At 45.8% G+C, this 13,712-nt stretch carries 16 protein-coding genes; 14 read left to right on the top strand and 2 right to left on the bottom strand.

Annotation, left to right across the window (positions count from 1 at the left end; genetic code table 11):
• The first annotated feature begins 8 nt into the window (after positions 1–8).
• The 6 genes from AC5ELV_RS18605 to AC5ELV_RS18580 all read left to right on the top strand — a co-directional run bounded on the left by AC5ELV_RS18605 (position 9) and on the right by AC5ELV_RS18580 (position 4,867).
• Complete coding sequence (locus tag AC5ELV_RS18605) at positions 9–350, top strand: iron-sulfur cluster biosynthesis family protein (protein ID WP_307353907.1); 342 nt, start codon at positions 9–11, stop codon at positions 348–350.
• A 211-nt stretch (positions 351–561) separates the two neighbouring features.
• A complete protein-coding gene (locus tag AC5ELV_RS18600; RefSeq protein WP_039272489.1) occupies positions 562–1,119 on the top strand; it encodes an SLOG family protein in 558 nt (185 codons plus the stop codon).
• Between the two features lie 157 nt (positions 1,120–1,276).
• Positions 1,277–3,142 (top strand): rhamnogalacturonan lyase, encoded by a 1,866-nt coding sequence (locus tag AC5ELV_RS18595; RefSeq protein WP_493431359.1) that lies wholly within the window; start codon positions 1,277–1,279, stop codon positions 3,140–3,142.
• Between the two features lie 174 nt (positions 3,143–3,316).
• The gene (locus AC5ELV_RS18590; RefSeq protein WP_039272563.1) at positions 3,317–3,550 is read left to right on the top strand and encodes a hypothetical protein; all 234 of its coding nucleotides are present in this window, start codon (positions 3,317–3,319) and stop codon (positions 3,548–3,550) included.
• Between the two features lie 111 nt (positions 3,551–3,661).
• A complete protein-coding gene (locus tag AC5ELV_RS18585; RefSeq protein WP_493431358.1) occupies positions 3,662–4,531 on the top strand; it encodes a DL-endopeptidase inhibitor IseA family protein in 870 nt (289 codons plus the stop codon).
• A gap of 90 nt (positions 4,532–4,621) precedes the next feature.
• Positions 4,622–4,867, top strand: a complete 246-nt coding sequence (locus tag AC5ELV_RS18580) for an HPr family phosphocarrier protein (protein ID WP_023987189.1) — start codon at positions 4,622–4,624, stop codon at positions 4,865–4,867.
• Positions 4,868–4,955: 88 nt separating this feature from the next.
• Here the strand turns inward: AC5ELV_RS18580 and AC5ELV_RS18575 are convergent, their stop codons facing one another.
• Together AC5ELV_RS18575 and AC5ELV_RS18570 are read right to left on the bottom strand one after the other, a co-directional pair.
• Positions 4,956–5,744 (bottom strand): formate/nitrite transporter family protein, encoded by a 789-nt coding sequence (locus tag AC5ELV_RS18575; protein WP_013308962.1) that lies wholly within the window; start codon positions 5,742–5,744, stop codon positions 4,956–4,958.
• Between the two features lie 89 nt (positions 5,745–5,833).
• Positions 5,834–6,616, bottom strand: a complete 783-nt coding sequence (locus AC5ELV_RS18570) for a Cof-type HAD-IIB family hydrolase (RefSeq protein ID WP_493431357.1) — start codon at positions 6,614–6,616, stop codon at positions 5,834–5,836.
• Between the two features lie 198 nt (positions 6,617–6,814).
• Between AC5ELV_RS18570 and AC5ELV_RS18565 the strand changes: the two genes are divergently transcribed.
• The 8 genes from AC5ELV_RS18565 (at position 6,815) to AC5ELV_RS18530 (ending at position 13,699) form a co-directional block, all read left to right on the top strand.
• Positions 6,815–7,846 carry a WXG100 family type VII secretion target gene (locus AC5ELV_RS18565; protein WP_493431356.1) on the top strand — a complete coding sequence of 344 codons (1,032 nt, stop codon included), beginning with the start codon at positions 6,815–6,817 and terminating at the stop codon, positions 7,844–7,846.
• Between the two features lie 227 nt (positions 7,847–8,073).
• A complete protein-coding gene (locus AC5ELV_RS18560) occupies positions 8,074–8,622 on the top strand; it encodes a YcxB family protein (RefSeq protein ID WP_493431355.1) in 549 nt (182 codons plus the stop codon).
• Positions 8,623–8,680: 58 nt separating this feature from the next.
• Positions 8,681–9,628, top strand: a complete 948-nt coding sequence (locus AC5ELV_RS18555) for an ATP-grasp domain-containing protein (RefSeq protein WP_493431354.1) — start codon at positions 8,681–8,683, stop codon at positions 9,626–9,628.
• A gap of 272 nt (positions 9,629–9,900) precedes the next feature.
• Positions 9,901–10,347, top strand: coding sequence for a tellurite resistance TerB family protein (locus tag AC5ELV_RS18550; protein WP_493431353.1), 447 nt, complete (start codon positions 9,901–9,903; stop codon positions 10,345–10,347).
• 28 nt (positions 10,348–10,375) lie between these two features.
• Positions 10,376–10,969: a TerD family protein gene (locus AC5ELV_RS18545; protein WP_493431352.1), complete on the top strand. Its 594-nt coding sequence runs from the start codon at positions 10,376–10,378 to the stop codon at positions 10,967–10,969.
• A 47-nt stretch (positions 10,970–11,016) separates the two neighbouring features.
• Positions 11,017–11,592 carry a TerD family protein gene (locus AC5ELV_RS18540; RefSeq protein ID WP_025720839.1) on the top strand — a complete coding sequence of 192 codons (576 nt, stop codon included), beginning with the start codon at positions 11,017–11,019 and terminating at the stop codon, positions 11,590–11,592.
• 32 nt (positions 11,593–11,624) lie between these two features.
• Positions 11,625–12,206 (top strand): TerD family protein, encoded by a 582-nt coding sequence (locus tag AC5ELV_RS18535; RefSeq protein ID WP_023987194.1) that lies wholly within the window; start codon positions 11,625–11,627, stop codon positions 12,204–12,206.
• Between the two features lie 224 nt (positions 12,207–12,430).
• Positions 12,431–13,699, top strand: coding sequence for a TerD family protein (locus AC5ELV_RS18530; RefSeq protein ID WP_493431351.1), 1,269 nt, complete (start codon positions 12,431–12,433; stop codon positions 13,697–13,699).
• Positions 13,700–13,712: the final 13 nt, after the last annotated feature.

Below are 13,712 nucleotides of genomic sequence, written 5' to 3'. Positions count from 1 at the left end.
TTCATCTCATGAGCATACATTTGGAATTGGATTCCTTATCCGTTGAAAGGCTAGAAATGGCCCTTTCAGGACGACCGGGAATGTTCAAGTTGTTTTATGATACAGAAGATTGCGGATGCAACGGTGTACTTGTTATCTTGGTTGTCACCGCGCCTAATGCAACTGATAAAGCAGTACAGTCTGAGCCTTATTCTTTTTGGGTAGATCAGCAGCAGGAGCAGCAGTTCGATAGCAGAATGCGGCTTGAGGCAGACCCTAGTTACCCGTCGTTCAAGCTAAGTAGTGATGCCGGTATATTTAGTAGCAATGTTAGAATTCAAGATCGGCGCGTGAACTCGTCCGAGGAGTGATACGCGGAGGTAATAGGAATTCATTAAGCACCAAAAAAGCAATTCTGATTAACACCAAGTTTCCAAAAGACGAACCTGATCCAGCCCCATTGGAAGAGGTTCGTCTTTTGCGTTATATTCAATTCGTTCCTCCAAAAAAATGAAGTGTTTAGTGGCCTGCTCTGAAGTGGTACAATAACCTTTATGATAATCGGAGAAGGACGTTGAGAAGATGAAAAACTTGCTCGTTTCGGGCTATCGTGCCCATGAACTGAATATTTTCAGTCAGAAGCACGAAGGCATTCCATACATTAAAAAGGCGATTGCAGGTAGGCTTATTCCCCTGATTGAAGAAGGACTGGAATGGGTGATTACCCCTGGCCAATACGGGGTGGATTTGTGGGCCTGTGAGGTCGTTACTGCACTAAAACAGCAATATCCCCACCTAAAATGCTCTATTATGATGGCTTATCAAAATATGGAGGAAAAATGGAAAGAGGACAAAAAAGAATATTTTCAGCAGATTTGTGCCGAAGTTGACTATGTGGGAGTGGTCAGCCGTCAGCCTTATCAGGGAATATGGCAACTCAAGGCACGGGATGAACTTCTTTTCCGCAAAACAGATGGTTTATTGCTTGTTTACGATGAGGATGCCGGAGAGGGCAGCCCACGTTTTATGAAGGAACTGGCATTGAAAAAACAACAGGCAGAAGGCTATCAGTATATCAGCATCAGCTCGGAGGATATCCAGAGCATCGCGGATGAAGAACGATTATTCATGGACCTCTGATTTTTAAAGCATTAGCCCGGATTATTGAACAAAAAGGACGTATTCGTCCCTTTACATATATGTAAGCGCTATCATAAAATTTAAACAACAATAACTTATCAGTCACATAAAATAAATTTATTGAAAATACAAACCATGAAAGGAGCTAATGATTCAGATGAACAAAAGGTTTTGGTATACTGTGTTGCTCTGTCTCGGTGTCATGTTGAGTGGAGTGGTCACTCCGATGGATAGCCAGGTCTCTGCTGCCTCTACGAGGCAAATGGAAAAGCTGAACCGGGGAGCCGTCGCTGTTAAGGTGCCTGAGGGTGTACTGGTGAGCTGGCGCTTGTTGGGCGCGGAAGCGGATGCGGTCGGCTTTAATTTGTACAGAGGGACAAGCAAGGTGAACGATGCGCCGATTACATCGAGAACCAACTTTTTGGACAAGGCAGGTACGACCTCATCTTCGTATACCGTTCGTGCCGTGGTCAATGGAGCAGAGCAGGCCGCTTCTACTGCAGTGAAGGTATGGAGCAACAACTATCTGGATGTTCCGATCCAGCAGCCCACGGGAGGCACAACTCCGGACAACGTGAACTACACGTACCATGCCAATGATGCCAGCGTAGGGGATCTCGATGGGGATGGCGAGTATGAGATTGTGTTAAAATGGGACCCTTCCAATGCCAAGGATAATTCGCAATCCGGTTATACGGGAAATGTATTTTTGGATGGCTACGAGCTGGATGGAACACGCAAATGGCGGATCGACCTGGGACGGAACATACGGGCTGGAGCCCACTACACGCAATTTCTCGTCTACGATTTTGACGGAGATGGCAAAGCAGAGATCGTATGTAAAACAGCAGACGGCACGGTAGATGGTACAGGTGTAAAGATTGGGGACGCTTCGGTTGATCATCGAAACACGAGTGGATATACTTTGAAAGGGCCCGAGTTTCTAACTGTATTCTCAGGTGATACAGGCAAAGCTCTTAGTACGATTGACTATGTGCCACCGCGCGGAACGGTATCGAGCTGGGGAGATAATTATGGTAACCGTGTAGATCGTTTTCTCGCCGGGGTTGCTTATCTGGATGGCGTGAGACCCAGCATTGTGATGGCACGTGGTTATTACACCCGCACCGTTCTGGTCGCATATGATTGGCGGAACGGTAACCTGAGCCGACGCTGGACCTTTGATAGTAACAGCTCCACTAATACCGGGACGGCTGGACAGGGGAACCACAGCATGAGTGTGGCGGATGTGGATGGAGATGATAAGGATGAGATCGTGTATGGCTCGCTGGTTGTAGACGATAACGGAGCGAAGCTGGCTAACACGGGGATGGGACATGGAGATGCACTTCATGTTGGCGATCTGGACCCCGATCGTTCAGGTTATGAAGTGTTCAAGGTGAATGAGGACAAAAATGCCACCTACGGAGCTGCCATGTACGACCCGCGTAATGGAAATATTTTATGGGGCGTAAATACAGGCAAGGATACCGGAAGAGGCATGTCAGCAGACATTGACCCGCGGACCAAAGGGAACGAGCAGTGGGCACCGGGTATTGGGTTGCGTTCAGCCAAGGGGCAGCTCATTACCAACACGCTACCGTCTTCCATTAATTTTGGCATCTGGTGGGATGGGGATCTCCTCCGTGAACTGCTGGATCATACCTCATCAAGCGCTGGTAAGATAGACAAGTGGAACTATACGAACTCGACTACTTCCAACTTGCTTACGGCAACAGGAACGAGTTCCAATAACGGAACCAAAGGAACGCCGTCCTTGCAGGCCGATCTGTTCGGTGACTGGCGTGAGGAAGTCATTTGGCGTAAAAGTGATAATTCGGCGCTGCGTATCTACACAACACCATACGAGTCAGAACATCGATTCTATACGCTTATGCATGATCCAGTGTATCGCCTGAGTGTTGCCTGGCAGAACGTAGCTTATAATCAGCCACCGCACACCGGGTTTTATCTGGGAGAAGGGATGTCCAAGCCCCAGCAGCCGAATATATATACTCCTTGATATGTCGTTCGGTAGTGGTCTGAAAGCAGGGAAATGAACAAAAAGAGAAAGGGCTCCAAGCTAATTGGAGCTCTTTTTGTCATGACAGCCCACAAGACAACGTATGATTTCCATAAAAATGGGAACATTAGTTCTTATCAATGGAATATATGTATGAAAAAGGAGGCGGAATCTGTGAGTTCTTTAACGACTGAAGGTATGATCGAGCTCGTAACTAATGTCGGATTCCCTGCTGCTTTAAGTCTGATTCTGTTAAAATACATCCTCGTCACCCTAAGCCGCAGATTGGAGGAGCTGGACCGATCTGTTAAGCAACTGTCGCTATCTTTGGAAGAGATGGAGGCAAAGCAAGTGAAACAGTCAGAACAACCGTCCCCGGCAAATACGGACAAACTTCGTGCAGAATGAACAAAAAAAGGCAAATAGAAACAATTTAGCAACCCAATCGAGAAGCGAAATTCTTATAATAGAAACGTGTGCAGTTTATGCAGACATATGATTATGGAGGTGTATATAAGTATGAAATTAAATACGAAGCTATCCGCACTATGCATTGCGGCCACACTTATGAGCGTGGCACAGGCCGCCGCAGCCGCGCCCGCCGTGACCGTTCCTGCGGAAGCGACACAACCGAGCGTTGCCAGTCCGGCCGCAGCCGCCCCGGCTCAGGTGCCAGTACCAGCAGCGTCTGCGTCGGCTACGACCCCAGCCCCAGCACAAGCACCGTCGGTTCCAGCAGCCTCGACCCCGGCCGCAGCCGCAGGTTCTGCCAAAGCTGCTGCACCAGCAGCTCCGACTGCACCAGCACAGCGTCCATCTACATCGGTAGCGCCAGCGGCTGCTCCGTCCGTACCGTCGACTGTGAAGCCGTCTAAGCCGCAACAGCCGTCCACTTCGGCGCCAGCAGCCGCGGCTACCAGCGTGAAACCGACGCAGCTGGACAAGCTGAATCACGAGAGTGCGGTTCCGCTTGTGCTGGAGGCACAATCTCGTTATCAGTATGCGGTCAGCGGTGGTAGCCCGGTAGGTGAGGCGTTCCAGTTGAACGGCAAAAGCTACCGCTATCTGTCCGAGGACATCGGCACGAAGAGCAAGCTCATCAACTATTTGACGCAGGCTTATACTAAACAGGCCAGTGAGCAATTTGTCGGTAAATTTTTCGTTGAAGTTAATGGCAGACTAGCTCAGTTGAACGCAGATAGTGGCAATTTGCTAGAGTTCAACCGGGCTACGGCGAAAATGGTAACCATGACTCCGGTGAAGCGCAGCTACCTGCTGACCGTGCCTTATCCGGCAGAAACCAAGCAGGCGAATGAGAAAATCACTGTGAATTTTGAAAAGGTCGGCAGCTACTGGAAAATCAGCTCCGCGCCGCATGTCATTTTCTAAATTAAGATTTTGCAACAGGCTTCATATGGGGTAAAGTGATGTTAAGGCTTGTTTCGTAAGCCCCAATTCAATGCAGGGGAGTGCTGTGCAATGATGACACCCATCAAGGTAAAAGACGTTAAGGATATTGAAAAAATCAATCAAATCGTTTCGAATTATACCTACGACATCTGGATTCATGGCAAAAGCGGCATGGCAGATGCCAAATCCATTTTAGGCATGTATGTGCTGAAGCTGGATGAGCCGCTAACTCTGGTTGTACCTGACAATGTTAATCCCAAGAAGCTGTTCAAGGAGTTGGAGGAGTTTATCCATTTTCCTGCTCAAGAAGGATAAAAGGCAAGAAAGCACCTATAGACACTGATGATCTATTACTAAAATAACGCAAAGAAGCCGTGGAACCTAAGTCCCACGGCTTCTTTTTTTAGTGTTCTTCCTCGTCCAAAAACGGGAGATTCACCGAATAGTACATAACCCCCATAAGCAGCACGCCACCAACCAGATTTCCGAGCGTAACCGGAACGAGATTATGGATCACGCCAGCAACAGAAACCGTACCCGGATGGTCCAGCACGAGCGCAATGGCGAAAGTACACATATTAGCCACACTATGCTCATATCCCGAAATGAAAAAGCAGAATACAAACAGCATCATGGCAAACATCTTTGCGCCATTTTCCTTCATAAACATGGGAACAAAAAAGGCAAGACAGACCAGCCAATTACACAAAATAGCTCGGAAGAATAGCTGCATTGCAGGCGCTTCCATTTTATGCTCAACCACGTTCAGTAGAAAGCTGTTCACGCTGGAGGAGTCAAACAGCCCGGTCAAGTAAATAAGGAGTGCAAATACCCCCGCACCCAGCAAATTACCGCCATAGCTGGCAGCCCATAATCGAAGCACCTGCCCCCAGCGCAGCTTTTTACGGAGCGCAGCATAAGTGTAATAGAAGGTGTTACCTGTAAACAAATCCCCGCCGCCGTAAGCGATCAGAATGATGGCCGCTCCGAACGTGAGTGCCGCCATGGGATAAGTGAATGGAGAATGCTCCATGTAAAAAAAGTTGCCCGTCTTGAAGGCTACAATAACGCCGAACCCGATGAACATACTCGCCAGCATGGAACGTGCCAAATACCGGAGTAGGCTCTGCTTGTAAATTTTGTACTTCTTCATGGCTAGTTGTTCGACATTGCGTAAGCCTTCCGTCTCCATATTTAAGGACAACCTCCTATTTTCTCATATGTAAGTCTTTAAACAGACTTTATTTTTTCCGAAACATGTCCAGTCTGTCAGCAATCCTGTTAGCTTAACAAACCAAGCTTTTGCAGTCCGTACAAAATACCGTCTTCATCTGCGCGTTTTGTGACCATTTTAGCTGCGGCTTTGGCTTCATCACAGCCGTTGCCCATCGCGACGCTGTTATGTATAGCTGTCAGCATCTCCACATCATTTAAGCCATCGCCAAAGGCGTATTGATTTTCAGCGGCAATGCCCAGTCTGGACGTAATTTCGCGGATACCCTTCGCTTTGGAGCCAGCATGAGGAACAACGTCCACAGAACTCGGATGCCAGCGCACAAAGTCAAACGCCTTGAATACCGCTTCATAGAAAGGCTCTTCTTCTGCTGTGCACATCAACAGCGTCTGATAAATATCCCTTCCTTGGAAATAGAGCGGATCGTATCCAACTGAAATCTTGGCCTTAAGCGTTTGTACCGACTTCTCTACAAGCTCATCGTTAGGAATATTGGCCTTCATGTCCATATGATCCATATATACGAGAGCATGATTATGTGTGAGGGCCAGATCAGTCATCGCTTGCAAGGCTTCTCTGTTCAACGGATTGGTAGCGACCACTTCCCCGCGAAGCACGACATATTGCCCATTAAAGCTGACGTAGGAGTCAATTTCCAACTGCTCGCGGATATCTTTGAACATAAAAGGCGCACGGCCTGTTGCGATGGCTACCTCATGACCTTGTTCTTTCAAAGCAAAGACGGCCTTTTCTGCCGTTAACGGCATTTTCTTGTCATCGTCCAGTAATGTACCGTCGATATCGAAAAAGATAATTTTTTTGTCTGACATGTCCCTACACCTGACTTTCAATAATGTATTGTCGAAATGAACTCATATGGATTCATTATATCAAAGGAACTGCTTCTGAATACACAAATACGTATAAATCCTCATGAATGTCCGACCTCTATAGCTTACAATATGAAATAAGGATTACTGTAAGATATAATTTCTATCTCCTATTTTCTTAGATGGGATGTGATCACCATGACAAAAATCCAAGTCACACCGGAGCAGCTGGACAACGTGGCCTCCCAATTTGCCAATGCCCACGGCACACTGTATAACCAGTTAAACGGCCTGGATAGCACAATGAACCGCCTTCACAGCCAGTGGGATGGTATGGAGAGGAATCGTTTTTATAATGACTATCGAACGGCTAAATATACACTTTCTTCTGTATTAAATAAGGTTCAATCCATTGAAATTGAGCTAAAAAGCATCGCTTCGAAGTTTAGAAATGCGGATGGTGAAAGCACACGTGGCTTCTGGACAGCCCTAGCAGCAGCAATGAACGCTAGCGCAGCGCTGGCAGGCAGTGGAGAGGCTGGAGATCATGGTGGAGAAATTGCCAAGCAGCCCAAAAACATAGACGAATGGGATCAGGCAGACGCGGATAAATATCGTCAATATGAGGAACTACTGAAAAACGCCGAGGCCATCGGCGACAAGCAGGTTATGCAGAAGATTCACGACCAGATGAATGTCCTACAGCTGCAATATGAGGACGCCGTTACCCGTACAGATTACAATACAGGAGAGACCTCCAAGATCACATCCGATTCCCTTGTCGCTGTCACCGAACTGACAGGTAAAGACGGAAGCAAAACGGATATATCTATAGATAAAAAAGGGAATGTTGTGAGTTATGAGCAAAATACGGATAAATACGATTACTGGGTCCAAAAGCATACCCAATCAGCCGGAGAGCACGCTCTAGGTAAAACGGCCCAGACCGTCACCGGATATGGAATAGGTCTTATTTTGTCGCGCGGGGCTGGTGTTAGTGGGACAGGTTCGGGCATCGGTACTGGCGCAGCCTCCGGCTGGGGGGAACACGTCGTCGGCATTGGTGGCGGCATGCTCAGTGACAAAGTACTCTTCTCCGTACCCGATGAGGGCGAAACTCGTACCATGATCTACCGAACGAATAAAGAAACCGGACATATTGAGAACATGATCATCGTCACCAAAGGTGAGAATGAAATGGAGTATCGCTATTGGGAAGATTATAACTAGATCTTGAGCTGTGAACGATAGCAACGTGAATAGGAGTGTCTATAAAATCTACAGTCTTTTTTTCTGGAACAGGTGAGCGGCAGTGGAAACTGTCAACTCGCTAGCCGGAGAGGTCTGTGGATTTTTTTGTTTACCATTTTTTCTGAATTAGAGGGAGAAATAGTAAATGAAAAAAACATCCATTAGTAGTCGTGTTGTTTTGAGAGGGTAGGGAGAGGCGTTACTATATGCAACAATCAGAGACATTACTGTACACGTACAGGCTAACATTGAAAGATATCATGTTATTTAATTTTTGTTTGAAGTATCAGAAGTCTACTGGGCTTAAGTTGATGGCATCAATCCAGTTTCTGTTGGTCATTATGGCTACATACAAGCTTATAGTAGATAATGAAGTAGATCCTAATACGATAGCGATGTTTTTCTTTCCATTCTTAGTTTTTGTAATTATTCCTTTCTTTACTATTAAAGAAGTGAAAGCTAACTACCTAAATCACCCACAATGGCCTATTGAAAAAGATTATGAGTTTTCAAAGGAGGGTCTTCATTTTACGTACTCTGCGGGTTACAACTGGGATGAAGTAAAGGGGGTCATTAATACGCTGACTGCCTTTTATATATTGCTGCCTAATCATAAATTTATATTGGTCCCCAAGCGGATTTTTTCTAGTAGACTGGAGCGCCGACAATTCAAAGAACTGTTGATAACCAAGATCGGATCAGAGAGATGGGATTATAAATTTATAGACAAAATGAGCAAATTAAATAGAAAATGATTGTATTACTGGTAAGTAAAATAAATTCCTAATACGTTTGTTAATGGGAGGAACTCATATGTATCTTCTATTTTGTAGCGATCCTCTGAATTCTAAAAGTGTAGATATGGACTACCGTGAAGAGTGTGAGGTTGCACGGAGTCTTGGTTTTGATACAGGGTTGGTCAATTTCGATAATCTGATTGAGGCTGAACGGGAAGGATCAGGGTCTAACCCATATATTGTTTCTAAGAATATGCGAGAGTATATTGCTAAACAGGGAAGCGAGTACGTGAATGCGCTATACCGTGGATGGATGTTAAGGCCCAAAGTGTATGATGCTTGGACTGCAGCCTTGGAGGCAAATCGAATCAGGATGCTGACAAGTGCTGAGAGTTATAGGAACTGTCACTATTTTCCCGATTCATACTCGTTAATTCAAAATTTCACGCCTCGGAGTGTATGGCTGGAGCGGGACCAATTAGATGCGGAGTATATTCGAGAGGCGGTCATGCCTTTTGGAACGACAGCAATAATAGTGAAGGATTTCGTTAAATCACGGAAACATGATTGGCTGGACGCCTGTTATATCCCGGATGCGTCAGATCAGGTGCATGTGGAACGGGTGATTCGTCGTTTTGTTGAACTTCAAGGGACAGAATTGAATGGAGGAATTGTGTTAAGGGAGTTCGTACCTTTAGAATTTCTTACCCTTCACCCCAAAAGTGGTATGCCCTTGTCTAAAGAATATCGTCTTTTCTTCATGTTCGGAGAGCCTGTTTTTACGGTTAATTACTGGGATGAGGCCGCATATGAAACCGTTCCTACAGATCTGGATGAATTTATTCAGATTGCACGTCAAATCCAAAGTCCATTTTTCACAATGGATATTGCTCGTACACAAGCAGGGCAATGGATTATTATAGAATTAGGAGATGGGCAAGTTTCGGGACTGCCTGAGCACACGGATCTTGAAGCGTTCTATACAAATTTAAAAAAAGCGGTGGTGAACCGTGGATTATGGTAAAAGGCACAGTGCTTCTGTTGAATTGGAAGACTGTGCCTTTCTATCAACTCTACCATTCCACAGACTTGCAATTGGGGTACCAAATGATGGATGATAGAAGAGGGACTTTTATGTAGAAATAGGGCTAAAGATAGAGAGGATACCTATAAAAGGTAGATCGGATTTACCGTATTTTTGTATATTATTGTAGAAAAAGATCGTAATTCAGGTTATAGTAAAGGAAGAAATTAACTAGGATGCCTTTACCCAAATACGTAATTGTGGAGGGAAACATGAGTAATTTTAAAAATTGGTTGAATACAACTAAAAAGGGACTTGGAGACCAAGTTAAGAAGTTTAAGAATAAAGATTTTATGGAGGCTGTTGTTGCAGGCTGTGCATTAGTAGCGTTTGCTGACGGTACGATTAGTCCGGAAGAGAAAACAAAAATGGCCGGATACATAAATATCAGTGAAGAATTGAAAGTGTTTGATATGGGGGAGGTCATCAACCGTTTCAATCACTATGTAGCGAACTTTGAGTTTTCACCTGAAATCGGCAAACAGGAAGCACTGAAAGCGATTGGTAGATTGAAAGGTAAGCCTGAAGTAGGCCGAATCGTCGTTGGTGTATGTAGCGCTATTGGCGCAGCTGATGGTGACTTTGATGCCAATGAGCAGCGAATTGTGGCTGAGATTTGTGGCGCGCTTGGTTTGAATCCGTCTGAATTTAGTCTGTAAATTTTACGGAAGGGAGGTGTGTTAATCAGTGGCTGTAATTAATCTGGTCAAGGGCCAGAAAATTGATTTGACCAAAGGGAACTCAGGACTAACCAAGGTTATAGCTGGATTGGGATGGGACCCAGTGCAGTCCAAAGGATTTTTTGGCATCAAGAAGCAACCGAACATTGATTGTGATGCTTCTGCCATTTTGCTGGACGCCAACGGAAAACTGACTCAGTCAGATAACGTAGTGTGTTTCCACAATAAAAAAAGTCCATGCGGCTCTGTCGTGCATTCCGGTGATAATTTGACTGGACAAGGTGACGGCGATGATGAACAAATTGCGATTGACCTGGCACGTATTCCTGCCAATGTCGACAAAGTGCTTGTTGTTGTGAATATATATGATTGCGTAAACCGGAAACAGGATTTCGGCATGATCGAGAAGGCGTATATCCGCATTCTGGACGGTGCTAATTCCAAGGAACTGGTGACGTTTAATTTATCTGATAATTATGAGGGACTGACCGCACTGGTCTGTGGAGAACTCTATCGTCATAACAACGAATGGAAGTTTGCTGCAATCGGTGAAGGAACCCATGCCGTACATATTGATGTGCTGGCTCAGCGTTATATGTAATTTTAGGTTGCTCATACAAAACTTAATGTGAAAAGGGGTTCTTACTCATGGCAATTAACTTATCCAAAGGTCAAAAAATTGATTTGACGAAAACAAATCCAGGTTTGTCCAAAATCATGGTAGGTCTTGGTTGGGACACAAACAAATATGATGGCGGTAAAGATTTTGACCTGGACGTATCCGTGTTTTTGGCTAATGCGGAAGGTAAAGTAGAATCCGATAAGAACTTTGTCTTTTTTAATAACCCACAAAATGAGAACGGCTCTGTCGTTCATACAGGGGATAACCGCACAGGTGATGGCGACGGAGATGACGAGCAAATTAAAATTGATCTGGGTAGCGTGCCAGCTAACGTTGAAAAGATCGCTTTTACGATTACAATCTATGAAGCACAAGAACGCAGCCAAAACTTTGGACAAGTGTCCCGTGCTTACGCTCGTATCGTAAACGAAGCGAACAATGAAGAATTGGTCCGCTTTGATCTGGGAGAAGATTTCTCGATCGAAACAGGCGTTGTTGTAGGCGAACTGTATCGTCATAGCGGTGAGTGGAAGTTCAATGCCATTGGTAGCGGCTACCAAGATGGTCTTGCAGGATTAACGCGCGATTACGGTTTGGCGTAAAAAAATCTATACAACGAAAGCAGGTATGCGAAATGACCATTAGCCTTTCCAAAGGACAACGTATTGATCTGACCAAAACGAATCCCGGCTTGACTCGTGTCGTTGTAGGTCTTGGATGGGATACGAATAAATACAGTGGTGGCGCGGACTTTGACCTGGATGCTTCTGCTTTCCTACTTTATGAAGACGGTAAAGCCAAAGCTGCGGATGATTTTGTATTTTACAACAACCCGACAGGCGGAGCAGGATCGGTTACTCATACAGGCGATAACCGCACAGGTGAGGGCGATGGGGATGACGAGCAAATCATCGTTGATTTCTCGAAGATTCCTGCGAACATCCACCGTATCGGGATCACGGTTACCATTTATGATTACGAGGCACGCGCGCAAAACTTTGGACAAGTGTCCAATGCTTTTGTACGTGTGGTAGATGCGGCAACGGATCGTGAAGTGCTGCGCTACGATTTGGGAGAAGATTTCTCCACCGAAACGGCCGTCGTATTCTGTGAATTTTACCGTCAGAATGCGGACTGGAAATTCCAGGCTATCGGTAGTGGCTTTGCTGGTGGATTGGGTGCGCTTGCTAAAAACTATGGCTTGGACGCTCAATAATATCCACTTGGGGTGGTGTCCATAGGGCGCTACCCTTTCTTTTTAAGCTATTACATTGAGCATTTTGCATAAATCCCAAGAGCGTTTTCAAATCAGCAATATATAGATCGAAACGCTTTAATTCGTCTATATATTGTACTTATGAGCGTTGGGAATCGAATGATGCAAAATGCTACATTAGCGTACGCTGACACATGACAAACGGACAGAAAGGTGACACAATCATGGCTGTTATCGTAGTAAAGGGACAGAAGGCGGATTTGACGAAAACAAATCCGGGCCTGACCCATGTCAACGTAGGGATTGGCTGGGAGTCCCCAGCGTCTCTGGAGCTGGATACTTCGGCATTTTTGCTGGGTTCTGGAGGAAAAGTATCGGGCGATGAGGATCTGATCTTTTACAATAATCCGACCACCCCCTTTATCACTTATTCAGATGGACAACAGTCCGGTGACAAGAAACAATTTGCCCTTGATCTGACGCGAATTCCTGCAAACATCGAGAAGATTGCGTTTACGCTGACGATTTATGATGCGGATCAGAAACAGCAAAATTTTGGACAGGTTCAAGGCGGATTTATACGTTTTGCTCATCCGGTTAGCGGAGAGGTTTTGCGATTTAATTTGGACAGTGGATTTACAGTGGAAACGGCGATTGTCATTGGTGAACTGTATCGTCATAACGGGGAATGGAAATTCAACGCGATTGGCGCAGGTTTTTCCGGTGGATTGGATGCGTTGTGCGTTAATTTTGGGATTGAAGTGGAAAATAATCCGGCTCCTCCCACACCAGTGCCTACACCTCCGTCTCCAGCGCCTCGACCAGCACCAACACCGCCACCAGTACCACCTGCTCCGAAGCCAGAGCCATCTGCAACACCGGTGAATCTGAATCTGCGGAAAATTGAGCTGAAAAAGAAAGGCGACACCATCAACCTGAAAAAAGGCTCAGGCGGATTGGGTGAAATCCTGATCAATCTGAACTGGAATCAGGTGCAGCAAAGCAAGGGCTTCTTCAATCGCGGATCCAAGGGGGTCGATCTGGATCTGGGCTGCTTGTATGAGATGAAGAACGGAGACAAAGGCGTTGTGCAGGCGCTCGGAGAAGTTTTCGGTTCTCTAAATCGCTTCCCATACATTGCTCTGGATGGCGACGACCGTACAGGCTCTGTGAAAACAGGGGAAAATCTCCGCATTAATGGTGCTAAAATTTCGGAAATTAAGCGAATTTTGGTGTTCACCTTCATCTATGAAGGAGTCACGAACTGGTCACAAGCAGACGGTGTGGTCACGCTGTACCAGAAGGACGGGCCAGACATTATCGTTCACATGAATGAACATGACAATCGTAAAGGGATGTGTGCGATTGCCATGATCCAAAATGTAAACGATGAAACGTTCAGCATTGAAAGACTCGTGCAGTTCTATGGCGGTCATCGTGAGTTGGATCGGGCCTATAACTGGGGCATGCGCTGGTCGCAGGGTAGCAAATAAATTGAATTATCGG

This window comes from Paenibacillus sp. NMA1017 (assembly GCF_058895805.1).
The sequence above is the reverse complement of the archived record's forward strand: the minus strand, read 5'-3'. Positions and strand labels throughout refer to the sequence as shown.

What these genes read in the sequence shown, in the direction of transcription:
- AC5ELV_RS18585 (WP_493431358.1), top strand. Translation starts at nt 3,662, where the DNA reads ATGAAATTAAATACGAAGCTATCCGCACTATGCATTGCGGCCACACTT.
- AC5ELV_RS18540 (WP_025720839.1), top strand. Translation starts at nt 11,017, where the DNA reads ATGGCAATTAACTTATCCAAAGGTCAAAAAATTGATTTGACGAAAACA.
- AC5ELV_RS18575 (WP_013308962.1), bottom strand. Translation starts at nt 5,744, where the DNA reads ATGGAGACGGAAGGCTTACGCAATGTCGAACAACTAGCCATGAAGAAG.
- AC5ELV_RS18560 (WP_493431355.1), top strand. Translation starts at nt 8,074, where the DNA reads ATGCAACAATCAGAGACATTACTGTACACGTACAGGCTAACATTGAAA.
- AC5ELV_RS18580 (WP_023987189.1), top strand. Translation starts at nt 4,622, where the DNA reads ATGATGACACCCATCAAGGTAAAAGACGTTAAGGATATTGAAAAAATC.
- AC5ELV_RS18550 (WP_493431353.1), top strand. Translation starts at nt 9,901, where the DNA reads ATGAGTAATTTTAAAAATTGGTTGAATACAACTAAAAAGGGACTTGGA.
- AC5ELV_RS18535 (WP_023987194.1), top strand. Translation starts at nt 11,625, where the DNA reads ATGACCATTAGCCTTTCCAAAGGACAACGTATTGATCTGACCAAAACG.
- AC5ELV_RS18530 (WP_493431351.1), top strand. Translation starts at nt 12,431, where the DNA reads ATGGCTGTTATCGTAGTAAAGGGACAGAAGGCGGATTTGACGAAAACA.
- AC5ELV_RS18570 (WP_493431357.1), bottom strand. Translation starts at nt 6,616, where the DNA reads ATGTCAGACAAAAAAATTATCTTTTTCGATATCGACGGTACATTACTG.
- AC5ELV_RS18555 (WP_493431354.1), top strand. Translation starts at nt 8,681, where the DNA reads ATGTATCTTCTATTTTGTAGCGATCCTCTGAATTCTAAAAGTGTAGAT.
- AC5ELV_RS18565 (WP_493431356.1), top strand. Translation starts at nt 6,815, where the DNA reads ATGACAAAAATCCAAGTCACACCGGAGCAGCTGGACAACGTGGCCTCC.
- AC5ELV_RS18605 (WP_307353907.1), top strand. Translation starts at nt 9, where the DNA reads ATGAGCATACATTTGGAATTGGATTCCTTATCCGTTGAAAGGCTAGAA.
- AC5ELV_RS18600 (WP_039272489.1), top strand. Translation starts at nt 562, where the DNA reads ATGAAAAACTTGCTCGTTTCGGGCTATCGTGCCCATGAACTGAATATT.
- AC5ELV_RS18595 (WP_493431359.1), top strand. Translation starts at nt 1,277, where the DNA reads ATGAACAAAAGGTTTTGGTATACTGTGTTGCTCTGTCTCGGTGTCATG.